General features: G+C 70.8%; 15 protein-coding genes. 7 read left to right on the plus strand and 8 right to left on the minus strand.

All coding sequences use genetic code 11. The features are described 5' to 3' along the window. The first annotated feature begins 65 nt into the window (after window positions 1–65). Complete coding sequence (locus AYO52_RS02830; protein ID WP_082923722.1) at window positions 66–1,418, plus strand: cytochrome P450; 1,353 nt, start codon at window positions 66–68, stop codon at window positions 1,416–1,418. A gap of 2 nt (window positions 1,419–1,420) precedes the next feature. Here AYO52_RS02830 and AYO52_RS02835 read toward each other — a convergent pair whose 3' ends face one another. Then, the gene (locus AYO52_RS02835) at window positions 1,421–1,810 is read right to left on the minus strand and encodes a DUF1622 domain-containing protein (RefSeq protein WP_067712901.1); all 390 of its coding nucleotides are present in this window, start codon (window positions 1,808–1,810) and stop codon (window positions 1,421–1,423) included. 208 nt (window positions 1,811–2,018) lie between these two features. Here AYO52_RS02835 and AYO52_RS02840 point away from each other — a divergent pair, with 208 nt between their 5' ends. After that, complete coding sequence (locus AYO52_RS02840) at window positions 2,019–3,317, plus strand: acetyl-CoA carboxylase biotin carboxylase subunit family protein (protein WP_241729451.1); 1,299 nt, start codon at window positions 2,019–2,021, stop codon at window positions 3,315–3,317. A 136-nt stretch (window positions 3,318–3,453) separates the two neighbouring features. Next, window positions 3,454–5,442, plus strand: coding sequence for a hypothetical protein (locus tag AYO52_RS02845; RefSeq protein ID WP_253701801.1), 1,989 nt, complete (start codon window positions 3,454–3,456; stop codon window positions 5,440–5,442). Here AYO52_RS02845 and AYO52_RS02850 read toward each other — a convergent pair. The 5 genes from AYO52_RS02850 to AYO52_RS02870 all read right to left on the minus strand — a co-directional run bounded on the left by AYO52_RS02850 (window position 5,428) and on the right by AYO52_RS02870 (window position 10,399). Next, window positions 5,428–6,282: an ABC transporter ATP-binding protein gene (locus AYO52_RS02850; protein ID WP_067712903.1), complete on the minus strand. Its 855-nt coding sequence runs from the start codon at window positions 6,280–6,282 to the stop codon at window positions 5,428–5,430. The two genes, AYO52_RS02845 and AYO52_RS02850, sit on opposite strands and share 15 nt — an antisense overlap. Continuing rightward, entirely contained in the window at window positions 6,279–7,313 is a 1,035-nt protein-coding gene (locus tag AYO52_RS02855) for an iron chelate uptake ABC transporter family permease subunit (RefSeq protein WP_067712938.1), read from the minus strand. Before AYO52_RS02855 ends, AYO52_RS02850 begins: the two co-directional genes overlap by 4 nt. Window positions 7,314–7,351: 38 nt before the next feature. Continuing rightward, window positions 7,352–8,317: an iron ABC transporter permease gene (locus AYO52_RS02860; RefSeq protein ID WP_082923725.1), complete on the minus strand. Its 966-nt coding sequence runs from the start codon at window positions 8,315–8,317 to the stop codon at window positions 7,352–7,354. Between the two features lie 104 nt (window positions 8,318–8,421). Next, on the minus strand, window positions 8,422–9,450 hold the full coding sequence (locus AYO52_RS02865; protein WP_067712906.1) for an iron-siderophore ABC transporter substrate-binding protein: 1,029 nt from the start codon (window positions 9,448–9,450) through the stop codon (window positions 8,422–8,424). A 121-nt stretch (window positions 9,451–9,571) separates the two neighbouring features. After that, window positions 9,572–10,399, minus strand: coding sequence for an AraC family transcriptional regulator (locus AYO52_RS02870; protein WP_253701804.1), 828 nt, complete (start codon window positions 10,397–10,399; stop codon window positions 9,572–9,574). A 59-nt stretch (window positions 10,400–10,458) separates the two neighbouring features. Here AYO52_RS02870 and AYO52_RS02875 point away from each other — a divergent pair, with 59 nt between their 5' ends. The 3 genes from AYO52_RS02875 to AYO52_RS02885 all read left to right on the plus strand — a co-directional run bounded on the left by AYO52_RS02875 (window position 10,459) and on the right by AYO52_RS02885 (window position 14,272). Continuing rightward, a complete protein-coding gene (locus AYO52_RS02875) occupies window positions 10,459–11,469 on the plus strand; it encodes an arsenic resistance protein (RefSeq protein ID WP_067712909.1) in 1,011 nt (336 codons plus the stop codon). Between the two features lie 174 nt (window positions 11,470–11,643). Beyond that, complete coding sequence (locus AYO52_RS02880; protein ID WP_206683375.1) at window positions 11,644–13,107, plus strand: MDR family MFS transporter; 1,464 nt, start codon at window positions 11,644–11,646, stop codon at window positions 13,105–13,107. Between the two features lie 46 nt (window positions 13,108–13,153). Next, entirely contained in the window at window positions 13,154–14,272 is a 1,119-nt protein-coding gene (locus AYO52_RS02885; RefSeq protein ID WP_067712913.1) for a sterol desaturase family protein, read from the plus strand. A gap of 19 nt (window positions 14,273–14,291) precedes the next feature. On the opposite strand, the gene AYO52_RS02890 is transcribed toward AYO52_RS02885, so the two are convergent. Both AYO52_RS02890 and AYO52_RS02895 read right to left on the minus strand, forming a co-directional pair. After that, window positions 14,292–14,909: a TetR/AcrR family transcriptional regulator gene (locus tag AYO52_RS02890; RefSeq protein WP_067712916.1), complete on the minus strand. Its 618-nt coding sequence runs from the start codon at window positions 14,907–14,909 to the stop codon at window positions 14,292–14,294. Further along, window positions 14,902–16,521, minus strand: a complete 1,620-nt coding sequence (locus tag AYO52_RS02895; RefSeq protein ID WP_082923723.1) for an MFS transporter — start codon at window positions 16,519–16,521, stop codon at window positions 14,902–14,904. The genes AYO52_RS02890 and AYO52_RS02895 overlap by 8 nt, the downstream gene beginning before the upstream one ends. A 223-nt stretch (window positions 16,522–16,744) precedes the next feature. Between AYO52_RS02895 and AYO52_RS18130 the strand changes: the two genes are divergently transcribed. Continuing rightward, a partial coding sequence (locus AYO52_RS18130; protein ID WP_156523501.1) for a family 1 glycosylhydrolase occupies window positions 16,745–17,115 on the plus strand: 371 nt, incomplete at its 3' end.

Here is a 17,115-nt window from a genome sequence, read left to right on the forward strand (position 1 = left end):
GCCACCACGGCGATTCCGGAACGGAGGCTGGCGGCGCCCGCACCACACCCGAGGCCGAGGATGCCATGGACAGCACGACGGACAGGTCGGCCCCCGCCACCGGCGACGGACATCCCACCGAGGACGAGCGCGCACCCCAGCTCCCACCCGGGCCCCGGCTGCCCCGGCCGGTCCAGGGGGTGGGCTTCGGGATCGCCCGGCGGGAAACTCTCCGACTACTGCACCGGCGGTACGGCACCGCGTTCACCGTGCACCTCCCCATCTACGGGCGCGCGGTGGTGATCTCCGACCCCGCGCTGGCCAAAGAGCTGTTCACCGCCCCGCAGGAGTCGCTGACCAACGTCGACCCCAACCTGGGCCGGGTCCTGGGGGAGAACTCGATGTTCGCGCTCGAGGGCACCGACCACCGCCGGCGCCGGAAACTGCTCACGCCGCCACTGCACGGCAGACGCATCAAGGCCTACGAGGCGATCGTCGAGGAGGAGACCCGTCGCGAGCTCGACTCGTGGGTCGCCGGTCGACCGTTCGCCTCCATGCCCTCGATGACCCGCATCACGCTGGACGTCATCCTCCGGACCGTGTTCGGCGCCCGGGACGACGAGCTCGACACCCTGCGCCGCGTCATCCCGCCCATGGTCGAGGCCGGCTCGGCGGTGGTGATCACCCCGGAGCTGCCGGTACGGCTCGGCGCGGTGGGCCCGCGCGCCCGGTTCGCCCGCTACAAGAAGGAGTACGACGAGGCGATCGGCGCCCTCATCGCCCGGGGTCGCCGCGACGACCGGCTCGACGAGCGCGACGACATCCTCGCAATGATGCTGCAGAGCACCTACGACGACGGGTCGTCCATGACGGATGACGAGATCCGCGACGAGCTCACCGCACTCCTCGTGGCCGGGCACGAGACCACGGCGACGACACTCGCCTGGGCGTTCGAGCGGCTCAGCCGCACCCCCGCGGTGCTACGCGAGTTGGTCGCCGAGGTCGATGCCGGGGGAACCGAGTACCGCAACGCCACGATCCTCGAGGTCCAGCGCAGCCGGCCGGTGATCGACCTCGCCGGACGCAACGTGCAGGTCCCGCACCTCGACCTGGGCCCGTGGCGGATCCCACGCGGATACAACGTGCTGGTCGCGATCTCGCTACTGCACGACGACAGCACGCACTTCGCCGAACCCGAACGCTTCGACCCGACCCGCTTCCTCGGCACCACGCCACCGCCGGCGTGGCTGCCGTTCGGCGGCGGGACCCGGCGGTGCATCGGGGCGGCGTTCGCGGCCATGGAGATGGACGTCGTTCTGCGCACCGTGCTGAGCATGTACGAGATCGTCCCCACGACCGAGCCTGACGAGAAATGGCATTCGCGGGGGGTCGCGTTCGCACCCCGTCGCGGCGGGCGGATCACCGTCCGGCGTCGGTGACCCTAGTCGGACGGCACCGGTGACGCGGCGGCGTCCCGGGGCTTGGCCTCCGGGGCCCTCGCCTTCTGCCACGGCCACCGGCCCGAGATCTCCAGCTCCAACGACCAACTGAGGAAGGTCCTGATCACGACGATCGCCGCCAGCACCGCCACGCTCTCCAGCGTCGGGGTCACCGCGACCGTCTTGATGATGTCCGCCGCCACCAGGATCTCCAGCCCCAACAGGATCGACCGACCGAGGAACCGGCGGAAGTGCCGATAGGTGTCCGGCTGCCGGCTGAGCAGGCGCCACCCCGCGATGACCGTGGCCGCCACGATGCCGATGACGATCGCCGCCACCCCGAGCGCATCGATCACCTCGCCGACCGCCTCGATGTACTCCTTGGAAGGCACCCTGGACTCCTCTCACCCGGATCCGCACCGGGGCGACCCGGACGGCGTTGTCCGACGAGCCTAGGGGGACCCCCGCCGCGCGCCCGGGCGTTCGCCGATCTCGTAACCAGTTGCACTGAGACGGGTCTTGGGTACGTTTGTGGCCCACCGCCCTGGATTGATCGGCCCACGCAGATCGAACCCGCGCCAACTCGAGGAGGCACCGCACTTGCAGACGCCTACCGCAGAATCGACCACCGGAGCCACGGACCTTCGTCCGAACCCGACCCACGACCCCAACGAGCACCTGCGCGACCCCGACAAGGGCTACGTCGCACTGCTGGGCTGGGTGCCCAACGCCATCGACGCGCTCGACAAGTTCGACCGCCGCTACGTCGTGGTGGCACCGCCCTGGGCCGAGGAATACTGCAGTCAGCACCAGATCCCGTATGTCCCGTGGGACTTCGAGCGGCTCAACGACCGGTCCATGGAGATCGCCGAGACGCTGCGGGACATGGGCGTCGACGTGGCGATCCCGCTGTTCGAGGAGACCGTCGAGTGGGCGGGCGCCATCAACTCGATGCTGCTCGACAACCCCACCCTGTACGGGCAGTCGCTGCTGCTGCGTGACAAGGCGCTGATGAAGCGGCGCGCCCAGCTCGGCGGGATCCGCGTGGGCATCTTCGAGGAGGCGCACGAGCGGGACGACGTGATCCGGTTCCTCAAGCGCGTCAACCAGACCCTGCTCAAGCTCGACGGCGACCCCAACGACCCGATCCACCTCAAGGCCTTCGACAAGGCCGGGTGCCTCGGCCACCGCGTCATCCGCACGCCCGACGAGGTCGACACGATCCCGGAGGAGGAGTTCCCCGTCCTCATGGAATCCCACCTCGACGGCTGGGAGTTCGCCGTGGAGGCCTGGGTCCACAACGGCAAGATCGTGTTCCTCAACATCTCCGAGTACGTCACGCTCGGCTACTCGGTGTTCGTGCCGGCCTCGCCCGAGCTCGAGAAGTACCGCCCGGAGATCACCCGGCAGATCGAGAAGCTCATCAAGACCTTCGACATCAAGTTCGGGTTCGTCCACCCCGAGTACTTCGTCACCAGCGACGGCGAGATGTATTTCGGCGAGGTGGCCTACCGGCCGCCGGGGTTCAAGGTCTTTGAACTGCTCGAGCGGACCTACGGGTTCAACGCCTACCAGGGCCTGGTGCTGGCGTTCGACCCCAAGACCACTGAGGAGGAGATCGCCGCGTTCTTCCCGCGCGAGGTGGTCGACGCGAAGGGTCACGCCGGGTGCTTCGGCGTCTACCCGCGGCGCCGGGTCGTCTCCACGCTCGAGATCCCGGAGGCCACCGAGGACCACGAGTACTTCGAGTCCCACGAGCTCACCGCACCGGTCGAGGAGACGGTCACCAAGCGCACCGCCTTCGGCACCCACTGGGGCCTGGTCTACTTCTTCGGCGACGACGCCTACGAGATGCGATCGGTCCTGCGCAACCAGGAGGACCTCGACTTCTACGTGTGACGCCTCGGCCGGTACCGGCCCGCGGGTACGGTACCGGCGGGCGGACGTGGAACGACGTGGGATGACCAGACACGGCCTGGGACGACCTGGCACGACGCGGCACGACTCAGCGGCGAGAGACGGAGAGTGGATCGAAGTGGGAAACGACGAGCCCGGCGCGACGCGGGTGCTGGACAAACGGGTCGCCTCCCTGGCCGACGCGATCAGGGGGCTCGCCGAGGCCGGTGACGTGACCAAGTCGTCGCGTCTGCGGCGTGTCCTGGACGGGGCGCGGCTGGTGCTCCTCCAGGACGGGGGCGCCGGGGCCGTGCAGTCGATGACCCCGGAACTCGAGGCCGCCGGGTTCTTCGAGGGCACCGACTGGGACTCGCCGGCGGCGCTGATCCCGGCCCTGAGCGTCGGCACGCTCCGCAGCTCCGACTCCGACAAGGTCGTCACCGAGATCGTCAGCGACCTGCGGCTGACGGCCGTGGCGCAGGGGCAGTACGAGCACTCCGAGGTGACGGCCGAGCAGGCGCGCCAGCACCTCGCCGAGGTGCTCGCCAACAACGCCTCACTGCTGTTCACCGTGGCCACCGAGGCTGAGCGCACACAGCAGGGTCGGATGGCGACCGTCACCCGGACAGCGTTGGCGCACATCGCCTCGGAGATCGGTCTGGACGGCGTGCTCGACCAACTGGTCGAGGAGATCTGGCGGATCCTGCGCCAACGCCCCATCCAGGTGGACCAGATCAAGCAGACCATCACGCAGATCTCGATCGCCCGCCAGGACCCGCAGCTGAGCACCAGCGGCGGCGGCATGGGCATCGACCGGCTCATCAGCAGCATCTACGGCACCACCGAGGCCAGCCGCGAGGACCCCGGCGTGGACGTCTACCTCTCCCGACTCGAGTCCATGGACGAGGGGACCCTGCAGTACGAGGCGGCCGGGTTCGCGCGGTCGATGCACGACACCGGCCTGGTGTCGCCGTACCACCCGGTGCTCGTGCGGTTCCTGCGGGAGAAGGGCAGCTTCCTGCTCAGCGAGGCGCTCGGGCTGTCCAGCACGGGCCGGGAGAGCCTGCTGTGCTTCCACGGTCTGGTCGACGCCCTGATCGACGCGGCCGTGCACCCCGAGACCGCGCAATCCGTCTACGGGCTGGCGCTGCTGCTCGAGCGGGGGATCCTCTTCCAGCCGCCCGCCGCCCCCGCGCTGTGGCGGCTGCTGGCACTGCCGCTGTCCGGCTACGCGGCCGAGCGGCTCGCCCTCTCGTGCGGCCCCGCCCACGAGGGGCGCGTCTGGCTTCTCGCCGGCACCCTGTCGATGCTCGGGCAGCCGCTGGGCGTGGGGCAGGGCGACAACCCCACCTGCCAGTCCGCCCGCGCGATGTCGATGTGGGCGTACAACGATCCCGACTACCTGCTGCAGATCATCGCGTGGGCGGCGCGTGACAACGAGGTGGTCATGCACTTCGAGGGTCGGCCGATCTCCTCCCGCGAACTCGACGCGGGCCTGGCCACCATGCTGCCCGTGGACCTCGACCCCGTGTCGCTGCTCGTGGTGCCGCACCTGGACCGGATCTACGCCGAGATGGGCCGCCTGTGCTCGGACCGCCCGGGCGACCCCCACCGGTGGGTCAACCCCGAGTTCCACGGCTGGTGGTCCGCCCGCGGCTTCAGCATCAACGTGGACGTCGCCACCGGCAGGCTGACCGGGCTCGAGGACTTCCTGCGGCACTTCTACGGCAGCTACCACCCGTTCCACAACGGCAACCAGCCGCTCATCCACCCGCAGCCCGCCGGCGTGGCCGTCACCGACTCCTCCGCGCGGTTCGTCGGGTGGCACGCCATCACGATCCTGCGGGTCGCGCTGGACCCGGACGAGACCATGCGCGTCTACTTCTTCAACCCCAACAACGACAGTGGGCAGGACTGGGGCAACGGGGTGGTGGTGAGCACCGCCGGCAACGGCGAGCGCTTCGGTGAGTCGTCGCTGCCGTTCGAGGAGTTCGCCTCCCGGCTGTACATCTTCCACTTCGACACCCTCGAGCCCGGCGAGACCGCTTCGGTCACAGCCGAGGAGATCTCGCGGGTGACCGAGTTGATCCACGGCAGTTGGGGCTCCGACCGGCTACCGGAGCTCTGAGGACTGCGGCGCCGCCCGGCCCGTCCCGGTTGGTACGCCGCCCCTCACGCCGTGCCGCCCGAGCGGCAGCATGAGCGGCCGGCCCGAGGTGGGGTCGTCGATCACGACCGCGTCGAGCCCGAACACCGCCCGCACCATCTCCGGGGTGAGCACCTCGTCCGGCGCCCCGCTGCAGTGCACCCGGCCGTCGGCCAGCGCGACTAGGTGATCGGCGTAGCGGGCCGCGAGGTTGAGGTCGTGCAGCACCATGACGATGGTCGTGCCGCGGTCGCGGTTGAGGTCCACCAGCAGGTCCAGCACCTCCACCTGGTGCGCCACGTCGAGGAACGTGGTGGGCTCGTCGAGCAGGAGTAGGTCGGTGTTCTGGGCCAGGGCCATGGCGATCCACACGCGCTGGCGCTGACCGCCCGACAGCTCGTCCACGGCCCGGTCGGCCAGCTTGAGGGTGCCGGTCGCCTCGAGGGCTGCGGCCACGGCCTCGTCGTCGTCCCTCGACCACCTCGACAAGATCCCCTGGTGCGGGTTCCGACCGCGCCCCACCAGGTCGGAGACGGTGATGCCCTCGGGCGCGATCGGCGACTGGGGGAGTAGCCCCAGGGTGCGGGCGAGTTTCTTGGCGGGGATGTGGTGGACCTGCTCGCCGTCGAGGAGCACCTGCCCGCCGCGGGGTCGCAGCAGTCGGGACATCGAGCGCAGCAGCGTGGACTTGCCGCACGCGTTGGCCCCGACGATCGCGGTGATCGTCCCCGGCGGCACCTGCAGGTCCAGGTCGCGGATGACGGCGCGGTCCCGGTAGCCCAGGTCGAGCCCGGTGGCCTCGAGCGAGTGGTCGGCGGTCACAGTGAGCCTCCGGTGCGGTTGGTGCGGGCGATGAGGTAGACGAGGTACGGCGCGCCCAGGGCCCCGGTGATCACGCCGACGGGGTAGCGGGAGCCGAACGCGTACTGGCCCACCAGGTCGGCGGCCAGCACCAGCACCACGCCGACCAGCGCGGCCGGGATGAGCGGCGAGCCGTGCGGGCCGACCAACCGGGCCGCGATGGGGCCGGCGAGGAACGCGACGAAGGCGATGGGGCCGGCGGCGGCGGTGGCGAAGGCGATGAGGCCCACGGCGGCGATGATGAGCACGATCCGGGTGCGTTCGGTGCGCACCCCCAGCGCGGAGGCGGTGTCATCGCCGAGCCGCAGCAGCCCCAGGTCGCGCGCGAGCAGCAACAGCACGGGCGCCAACACCACGGTCGCGGCCAGCACGGGCCGGACCTGCTCCCACGACGCGCCGTTGAGGCTGCCGGTGAGCCACCGCATGGCCTCCTGCAGTTCCCACTGCGGGGCGGTCTTGAGGATGTAGTCGGTGACCGCGTTGAGGGTGGCGGCGATCCCGATGCCGATGAGCACCAGCCGCGTGCCGGCCACGCCGCCGCGGTAGGCGAGCCCGTAGATCCCCAGTGCCACCGCGATGCCGGCGACGATCGCGAACGCCGACACCTGCGCGCCGCCCAGGCCCAGCACGACGATCGCGAAGGCGGCCGCCGCGCTGGCGCCGGAGCTGATGCCGATGATGTCCGGCGAGGCCAGGGGGTTGCGCAGCATGGTCTGGAACGTCACGCCGCCCAGCCCGAAGCACGCGCCGGTGAGCACGGCCAGCACCGCGCGGGGCAGCCGGAGGCGTCCGACGGTGAAGGTCGCCCCGTCGACGTCGTGGCCGAGGATCACCCCCAGTACCTCGGCGGGGGAGTAAAAGGTCTTGCCCACCATGAGGGAGGCAGCGACCAGGCCGACGGCCGCCACGACGAGCAGGCCCATCACCAGCCGGCGCCGGCGACCGCGCGCACGCCGGCCCGCGGCCACCACCTCGGCGGCGGACGAGTGCACGGGGGCGAGAGCCCGCGCGCCGCGACCCACGATGGCGGTCACAGCTCACGCACCTTCTGCCGGCGCACGATCGCGATGAGGAACGGCGCTCCCACCAGGGCGGTGATGATGCCGACGTCGATCTCGGCGGGCCGGGCCACGATCCGGCCGAGGACGTCGGAGGCGGTGACGAGCACGGCGCCGGTGAGCGCGGAGAACGGCAGCAGCCAGCGGTGGTCCACGCCGACGAGCAGCCGGCAGGCGTGGGGGACGATGAGCCCGACGAAGGCGATGGGCCCGGCCACCGCGGTCGCGGCGCCGCAGAGCAGGACCGCACCGAGGGAGGCCACGGCGCGGGTGGCCAGCACGTGCTCGCCGAGCCCGGCGGCCAGGTCGTCACCGAGCGCGAGCGAGTTGAGGGGCCGTGCGGTGAGGAAGCAGATCAGCGCGCCCACCGCGAGGAACGGCAGCACCTGCTCGATCGGCTCGAGGCTCGCCCCGCCGACGCCGCCGATCTGCCACGAGCGCACGCCGCCGGCGATGTCCCCGCGCGGCAGCACCACCGCGCTGATGAACGACGACGCCGCCGCCGAGGTGGCCGCCCCCGCCAGCGCGAGCTTCAGTGGCGTCGCACCGCCGCGGCCGAGGGATCCCACGACGTAGACGAACACGGCGGTGATCGCGGCGCCGGCGATCGCGGTCCAGATGTAGCCGGTGAAGCTCCACAGCCCGAACCACGCGATACCCACGACCACCGCGAGCGAGGCGCCCATGGTCACGCCGAGGATGCCGGGGTCGGCGAGCGGGTTGCGGGTCACGCCCTGCATCACCGCGCCGGCCACGCCCAGGGCCGCGCCCACGAGCACGGCGAGGACGGTGCGCCAGACGCGTTTGGTCACCGCGGCCTCGCCCAGTCCGTCGGTGGATCCGCCCAGCGCCGCGACGATCTCGTCGGGGGAGACGGTGCGGGAGCCGATGGTCACCGAGGCGATGACGACGACGACGAGGACCGCGATCGTCACCATGAGCCACAGCAGACGCACGCGCGCCGGGCGTCGCACAGCCTGGACGGCTGACCTCGCGACGCCCGACGCGGGGGCTGCGGCCGGGGCCGTGGCCGGGTCGGCGGTCACCTGCCGGCGGCCTCCGCGAGCTGCGCGACGTAGTCGTCGAGCACCCACGAGATGGCCAGGGGCGTGGGGTTGGCGGCGGTGCCCATGGGGCCGTTGCCGTCGAGGAACACGATCGCGTCGTTCTTCACGGCCGGCATCTGCGACAGCAGCGGGTCGGCGCGCAGCGTGTCGACCAGCGACTGGTCGCCGTAGGTGACGATGAGCTCGACGTCGTCGAACATGTCGAGCTGCTCGGCGCTGACGCTGCCCGAGAACTTCCCGCCGGCCGACGCCTCGGCCACCGCCTTCGGGGTGGTCAGGCCCAGATCCTCGAAGAACGCGGCCCGGGTGTCGGCGGCAGTATAGAAGTTCACCGTGGACAGGTCGGTGGGGTCGACGTGCGTCATGAACATGGTCGCGGTGCCGTCCAGCTGCGGGTACTCGGCGGTCGCCTCGGCGATCTCGCCCTCGATCCGTCCGATGAGCTCGTCGCCCTCGGCCTCGAGGCCCAGGCCCTGGGAGTTGAAGCGGATGACGTCGCGCCACGAGGTGGCCCACGCCTCCTCGGGGTAGGCCACGACCGGCGCGATCTCGCTGAGCGTGTCGTAGTCCTCCTGCGTCAGGCCCGAGTAGGCGGCGAGGATGACGTCCGGGTCGGTGTCGGCGACGGCCTCGAAGTCGATCCCGTCGGTCTCGTCGAACAGCACCGGGGTCTCGGCGCCCAGCTCCTCGAGCTTCTCCTCGACCCACGGGAGCAGGCCGTCGCCGTCGTCGTCGCCGAAGTTCGCGGCGGCCATGCCCACGGGCACGACGCCGAGGGCGAGCGGCACCTCGTGGTTGGCCCACGCGACGGTGGCCACCCGTTCGGGTGCCTGCTCGATGGTCGTGGTGCCGAGGGCGTGTTCGACGACGACGGGGAACGCCCCGGAGTCGCCGGACGCGGCGGCACCGCCGGGGGAATCGGCCTCGGACGACGACCCGCACGCGGTCAACACCAGCGCGGCCGTGGAGGCGATCAGGACAGAGGCAATACCGCGAGAACGCATCAGGGCGGCTCTCTCACTCTCAGAAAGGTCGACAGGGCGGCCCACCCGACACCACCATCGGCGTTAGGTGAGGCTGGCCTAAGACGTTACGACCCGGCTGGTGGGCGGCGCAATCGCTTGATCAGGACGCTGGGTATAGCGATTCGGACAGGGCGGAGGCGGCGTGGGCCCCGGCGGGGTCGCCCGCCCCGCGGAAATGCCCCGGGGTGAGGCCGGTGGTCCGGCGGAACGCGGCGCCGAACGCGCTGGCGGAGCTGTAACCGACCCGCACCGCGACCTCGTCGACCGGCATCCCGCCGCCGAGCATCACGGCGGCGTGCTGCGCGCGCAGCGCCGCCTGCCACGCACCGAAGCTCAGCCCCGTCTCGGCGCGGAACGTCCGGGTCACGGTCCGTTCGCTCACCCCGAGCCGGGCCGCCCACTCACCGAGCGAGCGGGTGTCGCCGGGGTTCACCTCGAGCGCGTCGATGATCGGGCGCAGCAGCGCGGAGTCCGGGCGCTGCACGAGCAGGGCGTGCGGTGAGGGCTCGAGCAGGTCGAACACCATCTGCTCGGTGAGCTCCCGCGAGTTCGGTTGCAGTGCGTGGTCGACCAGGCGCTCGAGCAGCAGGGTCAGCAGCGGGGTCACCTCCACCGCCACGGGTTCTCCCGGCAGGGGAGAGCGGGTCCGCGTGTCGACGTGGGCCGTGCGGTACCACGTGCCCGCCGGGGCCGTGGCCGAGTGCAGGACCCCGGCGGGGATCCACAGTCCGATCGACGGGGTGATTGTCCAGGTGCGCGCGCCGATGGTCGCGGTCGACGCCCCGGCGCGATTCCACAGCAGCTCGTGCGTCGGGTGCGAGTGCGGCTTCCACACGGTGTCGCGGTCCACGCGCTCGGCCATGCCCGTGATGACGAACGGCATCACCACCGCGCCCGCCTCGTACACGGGCAGTGTGCGCGTCTCCACGCGGCCAGGGTAGACCTGATCTGACCGGCGGGGACCCGGCGGCCGGCGTGAGGAGGAGCATGCGCGCGAGCGTGGAGTGGATGGAGCGGCACCAGGTGTCGCTCTACCTGGCGGGCCTCCTCGTGGGCGGGGTCGTCGGGGTGCTCGCGCCCGCGGTGGCCCGCACGGCGGGGCTCGCGATCCAGCCCGTGCTCGCGCTGCTGTTGTACGCGACGTTCCTCGGCATCCCGTTCGCGCGCATCGGTCGGTCCTTCCGCGACTGGCGCTTCCTCGGCACGATCCTCGCGGTCAACTTTCTGCTGGTGCCGCCGATCGTTTGGCTGCTGACGCGGATCGTCGCCCACGACCGGGTGCTCCTGGTGGGCGTGTTGTTCGTCCTGCTGACCCCGTGTATCGACTACGTCCTCGTGTTTGCCGGCCTCGCCGGAGCCGACGTGCGCCGGCTCCTGGCCGCGACCCCGCTGCTCATGCTCGCCCAGATGGCGCTACTGCCGCTGTACCTGTGGATGTTCGTCGGATCCGAATTGGTTGCGGCGGTGGAGCTTGAGCCATTCGTCGAGGCGTTCGTGCTGCTCATCGCGCTGCCTCTCGCGGCTGCGGCGCTGACGCAGTTCGTCGCCGGCCGCGGTGAGCCCGAGGGGGCTGCCCGGGCCGGCCGCGTCAGCCGAGTCGGTCGTTCGGTGGCGCAGGGCGCGGCCGCGGCGATGGTCCCGCTCATGGTCGCCACGCTCGCGCTCGTGGTCGCCTCCCAGATCAGCGCGGTCAGCGGGCGGCTCGGCGCGCTGGTGCAGGTGGTCCCGGTGTACGTGGCGTTCGTCATGGTCATGGTGCCGGTGGGCATCGCGGCCGGGCGGCTGGCGGGCCTCGATGTGCCGGGCAAGCGGGCGATCGCGTTCAGTGGCGCGACCCGAAATTCCCTGGTCGTCCTCCCGCTGGTCCTGGCACTGCCTGCGGCGTTCGATCTGGCAGCCCTCGTCGTCGTCACCCAGACCCTCGTCGAGCTCGTCGCCATGGTCGTCCTCGTCCGGCTCGTCCCTAGACTCATCCCCGAGGTAACGCCGGTCACTTGACGGGCGTCGGGCGCGTGGTTCCGGTAGCTTCAGAGGGTTCCCGTGCGCGGCTCCGCCGGCGCCGGATTCTGCTCTCTGCTCACACCGCAATCCCAGAGGACGACCGTGACGTCTGAAGTCTCCGCCACCCCACATTCCGCACAGGCGGCCCGGGCCCCGCAGGCCTCCCCGCCGATGCCCGCCGCCACCGTGCGGCTGATCGCCCTGCTCGTCGGCGCCGCGTTCGTGGTGATCCTCAACGAGACCATCATGTCCGTGGCGCTGCCCGAGCTCATGGGTGAGTTCGCGGTCACCGCCGCCACCGCGCAGTGGCTGACCACCGCGTTCATGCTCACGATGGCCGTGGTCATCCCGTTCACCGGATGGCTGCTCGTGCGCCTGCCGCTGCGGTCCGTGTTCGTCATCGCGATGAGCACGTTCACCGCCGGCACCCTGCTGGCGTCGTTGGCCATGGTGTTCCCCATGCTCGTCGCCGGCCGGGTCGTCCAGGCGGTCGGCACCGCCATCATGATCCCGCTGCTCATGACTACCGTGCTCAACGTGGTGCCCGCCGACCGTCGCGGCCGCACCATGGGCGTCATCTCCATCGTGATCGCCGTCGCCCCGGCCATCGGCCCCACCGTGGGTGGCCTGGTGCTCGACGTGCTCAGCTGGCGCTGGATGTTCTGGTCCGTGCTGCCCATCGGTGTGCTGGCACTCGTGGCCGGAGCGGTGCTGATCCGCAACGTCACCGAGCCCCGGCGCATCCCGCTCGACATCCTCTCCGGCGTCCTCTCGGCGATCGGCTTCGCCGGCCTCATCTTCGGTCTCAGCTCGATCGGCGAGGCCGCCAGCGACAACGCCCTCATCTCGCCGTGGATCCCCGTGGCGATCGGCGTGGTCGCCCTGGCCGTGTTCGTCTGGCGTCAGCTCTCGCTCAAGGACTACGCGCTGCTCGACGTGCGGGCGTTCGCGTTCCCGACCTTCACCGTGAGCCTGGCCCTCATGCTCATCTCGATGATGTCGCTGTTCGGCACCCTCATCCTGCTGCCGCTCTACATGCAGCAGGTCGTGGGCACCAGCACCCTGAACTCCGGGCTGGCACTGCTGCCCGGCGGCCTGATCATGGGCGTGCTCGGCTGGTTCGTCGGCCGCGCGTTCGACCGGATCGGCCCCCGGCCGCTCATCATCCCCGGCTCCATCCTCGCGTCCGCCGGCCTGTGGGGGATGTACACGTTCTTCTCCGCCGACAGTTCGCTGGTCACGGTCGTCGTCTGGCACATCGTGCTCAGCGTGGGCCTGGCGTTCCTCTTCTCGCCGCTCATGACCTCCGCGCTCGGCTCCCTGCCGCCGCACCTGTACTCGCACGGCTCGGCGCTGCTCAACACCCTGCAGCAGGTCGCCGCCGCCGCGGGCACGGCGCTGTTCATCACCGTCATGACGCTGGGCATCGTCTCCGGCGCCGAGTCCGGCCTGGGCGACGTCGCCGCGCAGATGACCGGCGTCCACAACGCACTGCTACTGGGCGCGTGCATCTCGCTCATCACCGTCGTCGGCGTGTGGTTCGTCCGCAACAGCGCGCAGACCGAGGGGCCGGCCTCGGCGCCGAAGGCCGAGGGGTCCGAGAACGCCACGGCGCAGGAGACCGCCTCGGCGTAACCGGCCGAACGCCCGCCGCAGTGACCCACGCCATACCCTGGATGGCGTGAAGGTTGATCTGACGGTCCTGGCCATCCCGGCGTTCGTCGGGGCGATGGCGGCCGAATACGCGTGGCAGAAGCGCAACCCGGCCGTCGGGGAGCGGGCGGGGGACTACGAGTTCGCCGACACCATGGCGAGCCTCTCGATGGGCGTGGGAAGTCTGCTCGCCCCCTACATCTCCGCCACGGTGCTCTCGCCGCTCACCCCGCGGACAGGCCGATTCGCGAAAGGCGTGATGGGCCTGTCCCTCGGGGCGGCGGCCGTGGCCACCGCCGGAGACGTCCTACGCCGCCATCGCGGGTCGGGTCTGGCCGAGGCGGGGTCGTTGTCGTCGTCGTCATCCGGCCCCGGTCCCGACGCAGACGGTGCCACCGGCGCGGCGGTCCCTCCCGCCCTCCGTCGGATCACTGGCGGTTCTGCGGTCACCGCCGTGGCCTCGACCGTGGTGATGGTCTCCACGCTGTGGACCGCCCAGACCGCGAGCTCACGGCTCTTCCGGACGTCCCCGCTCGACCTGGGGTCCGGGCCGCTGGCGTACGCGGTAGGGATCCTCGGTTGGGACCTCATCTACTACTGCAACCACCGCCTCGCCCACGAATCGCGCTGGCTCTGGGCCATGCACGTCGTGCATCACTCGAGCGAGCGCTACAACCTGTCGACGGCGCTGCGCCAGCCCGTCGCCGAGGCGCTGACGATCTACGTGCCGTACGGGTTGCTCTCGCTGCTCGGGGTGCGGCCGGCGATCGTCATGGACGCCCGCGCGATCAACCTCATCTACCAGTTCTGGGTCCACACCGAGGCGGTGCGGTCGATCGGGCCGCTGGAGAAAGTGCTCAACTCGCCCTCGCACCACCGCGTGCACCACGGCAGCAACCGGCGGTACCTCGACCGCAACCACGGCAGCATCCTCATCATCTGGGACCGGCTGTTCGGTACCTACGAACCCGAGCGCGAGGACGTGGTCTACGGGCTGACCACCAACATCGACACGTTCAACCCGCTACGGATCGCCACGCATGAATGGGTCGCGATCGGGCGCGACATCTTCCGCGCGCAGACCTGGCGCGACCGCGCGGGGTACCTGGTGCGCGGGCCGGGGTGGGCCGGGGCGCGGAGGGCGTAGGGCCGCGGCGCGGGCGGACTCAGACGAGTCGGCGACCGACCATCCCGGCGGCATCGTCGAGCACCGCCCGGAACAGGGCGTCGTCGCGCAGTTCGAACCAACCCAGCGCCGCCCCGAACATCAGCGTCATCGCCTGCTCGGCCACCAGCAATACGTCGGCGTCCCACCGCAGGCCCGCACGCTCGGCCAGGCTGCTGAGCAGGGTCACGATGATCCGACGGTACTCCTGGCGGGACTGCGCGGCGAGAGCCCGCAGCTGCTCGTCGCGGGCCGCCATCAGAGACAACTCGAAGTAGGCGATCTCCGTCTTCGGATCGGCGAGGACGGAATCCGCGTAGGCCGCGAAGAGCTCGGCCACGGCGGCGGTCACGTCGTCGGGTCCGTGTACCGGCCGGTCCTGCTGCGTCTGCACCAGGTCCGACAGGTGCGTCAGGTCCAGACGCAGCACCGAACGCATCAGCTCGTCCTTCGATGAGAACGCGTAGTGGACGGACCCGTGGGGCACCCCGGCCTCCTTCGCCAGGGCCCGCGTCGTGAGCGCCCACGCCCCGTCCCGCGCCATTACCGTCACCGCGGTCTCGGTGAGTTCCCGGCGGCGCTGTTCGATCGGGACCTGTGCTCGGCGAGAGTCAGCCACGGTTCACCTCCGACGCGGCGGAGTCCGCCCGCGCGGCTGGTGGCACGTATGGAAGGTTCGCCTCCGGCCCTCGCGCGGACGTGGCTGCTGCGGCGTCGTGCGCCACCCCGACCGCTCCGGCCGCTCGCGACTCCGAGCGCAGGCCACGCCAGGCCAGTATCAGAGTGATCGCCGCCGTCCCGATACCGATCGCGGCCACGAGATCCATGCCCGCCAGGAAGGCGGAATCGGCGATCTCCAGCAGACGAGCGCCGCCGCCGGGCAGCGTCTCCGCGACCTCGTGGGCACCCGCCAGGGTCTGGGAGGCGGCGATCGCGGAGTCGGCATCCATGCCGGGCAGGGTAGCGGTCTCGACCACGCGGCTCGAGTACACGGCCATCCCCGCGGTGCCGAGTACGGCGGTGCCCATCGCGCCGCCGAACTCGTAGCCGGTCTCGGAGATCGCCGCGGCGGCGCCGGCGCGGTCACTCGGGGCGGCAGTGAGGATGACGTCGTTCGTGAGGGTCTCGGCCAGGCCCACGCCGATGCCGAACAGGGCCGACAGGAGCGTGAAGAGGAGCATCGTCTCGGCGGTGTCCAACCGGGTGCCGATGACGAACCCGACGATCACGAGGGACAGACCCGTCATGATCACGGTGCGCACCGAGACCGTCCGCGCCAGGACCGGGGCCAGAAGGGTTCCGACGACGGCGGCCACCGCGAGCGGCAGCATCCACAGACCGGCCTCGGCCGAGCCCATGCCGCGCACGAGCATGAGGTATTGCGGGAGGAAGAACATCAGTCCCATGAACGCGAACACCGAGATCACGTTGATCGACACCGCCGACGTGAACGCGAAGTTCCCGAACATGGACACGTCGATCATGGGGTTCTCGCGGCGGCGCTGACGGGTCACGAACCAGACCAGCGCGGCAGCACCGAGAACGAAGGCGACGAGCACCGCCCCGTCGATTCCCTTCACGCCGGTCTTGAGGGCGTAGACCAGCGAGATCATGCCGGCAATCGAGAGGATGACGGAGGTCGGGTCGAACGGGCCCGGGTTGGGGTCCTTCGCCTCGGGGAGCAGGAACGGGGCGGTGAGGAGGAACAGCGCGATGACCGGGACGTTCAGGAGGAAGACCGAGCCCCACCAGAAGTTCTCCAGCAGCAGCCCGCCGACCACGGGGCCCAGTGCGGCGCCGCCGGAGAACGCGGTGGCCCATACGGCGATGGCGGTGCGTCGCTCGGTGCGGTCCGGGAAGATCGCGCGGATCAGGTCGAGGGTGGAGGGCATGAGGGTCGCGCCGCCGATGCCGAGCAGCGCACGGCCGACGATCAGCATCTCCGGACTGGTGGAGAACGCGGCCACGAGGGAGGCGACGCCGAACAGGGGCGCGCCGATCATGAGGATCCGCTTGCGGCCGATCCGGTCTCCGAGCGAGCCCGTGAAGATCAGCAGGCCCGCGAGCAGGAACGAGTAGAGGTCGATGACCCAGAGCAGTTGATTCGACGTCGGCTGCAGGTCGGCGGACAGCGCGGGCACGGCGATGCCGAGCACGGACATGTCGATCGAGATCAGCAGAACGGGAAGGACGAGGACGAGCAGGGCCGTCCAGCGGCGTGCGGGGGACACGGGTGCCTCTCCAGGGCGGTCGGACTGCGGGCGGTGTGCACGCAGCGATGCCGGGGCGATCCGCACCCGGCGAGGATCATCCTGACACGAGGTTGGCCACCTGGCCAACCTCTCTTGGCCAGGTGGCCAGAAGTGTGGGGAATGCCACCGTCGGGAGCGCTCGCGGTTCGCGCACTTGGGTCATTCCGCTGCCGTCCGCGAGGGTGCTTCCGAGGGTTCACCCATGAGCGGACGCGCGCGAGGGGCAGGACATCCGACGATCATCCGGAGGGCGCTTCTACTGCTGCTGGCGCTCGTCCTCGCCGTGGCGGTGGCCCCGCAGTTGCAGCCGAGCGCAGCGGCCCAGCCTGGTGGGCGCCCGGCCGCACCGGGCTCCGGCTTCCACTGGGGCGTCGCCACGTCGGGCTTCCAGGTGGAGGGCTCGAACCCGGACTCCAACTGGAAGCGGTATGTCGACGCGACCGCGCCGACGGGTCAGGCCGACCCGGTGGGTGAGGCGGTGGACTTCTGGAACCGCTATAAGGAGGACATTGCCAACGCCGCGGCGATGGGCGTGAACACCTTTCCGGCGGGCGTGTCAGATGGTCTGTGTGA

It is taken from the genome of Dietzia sp. 111N12-1 (assembly GCF_001658045.1).
GTDB lineage: Bacteria > Actinomycetota > Actinomycetes > Mycobacteriales > Mycobacteriaceae > Dietzia > Dietzia kunjamensis.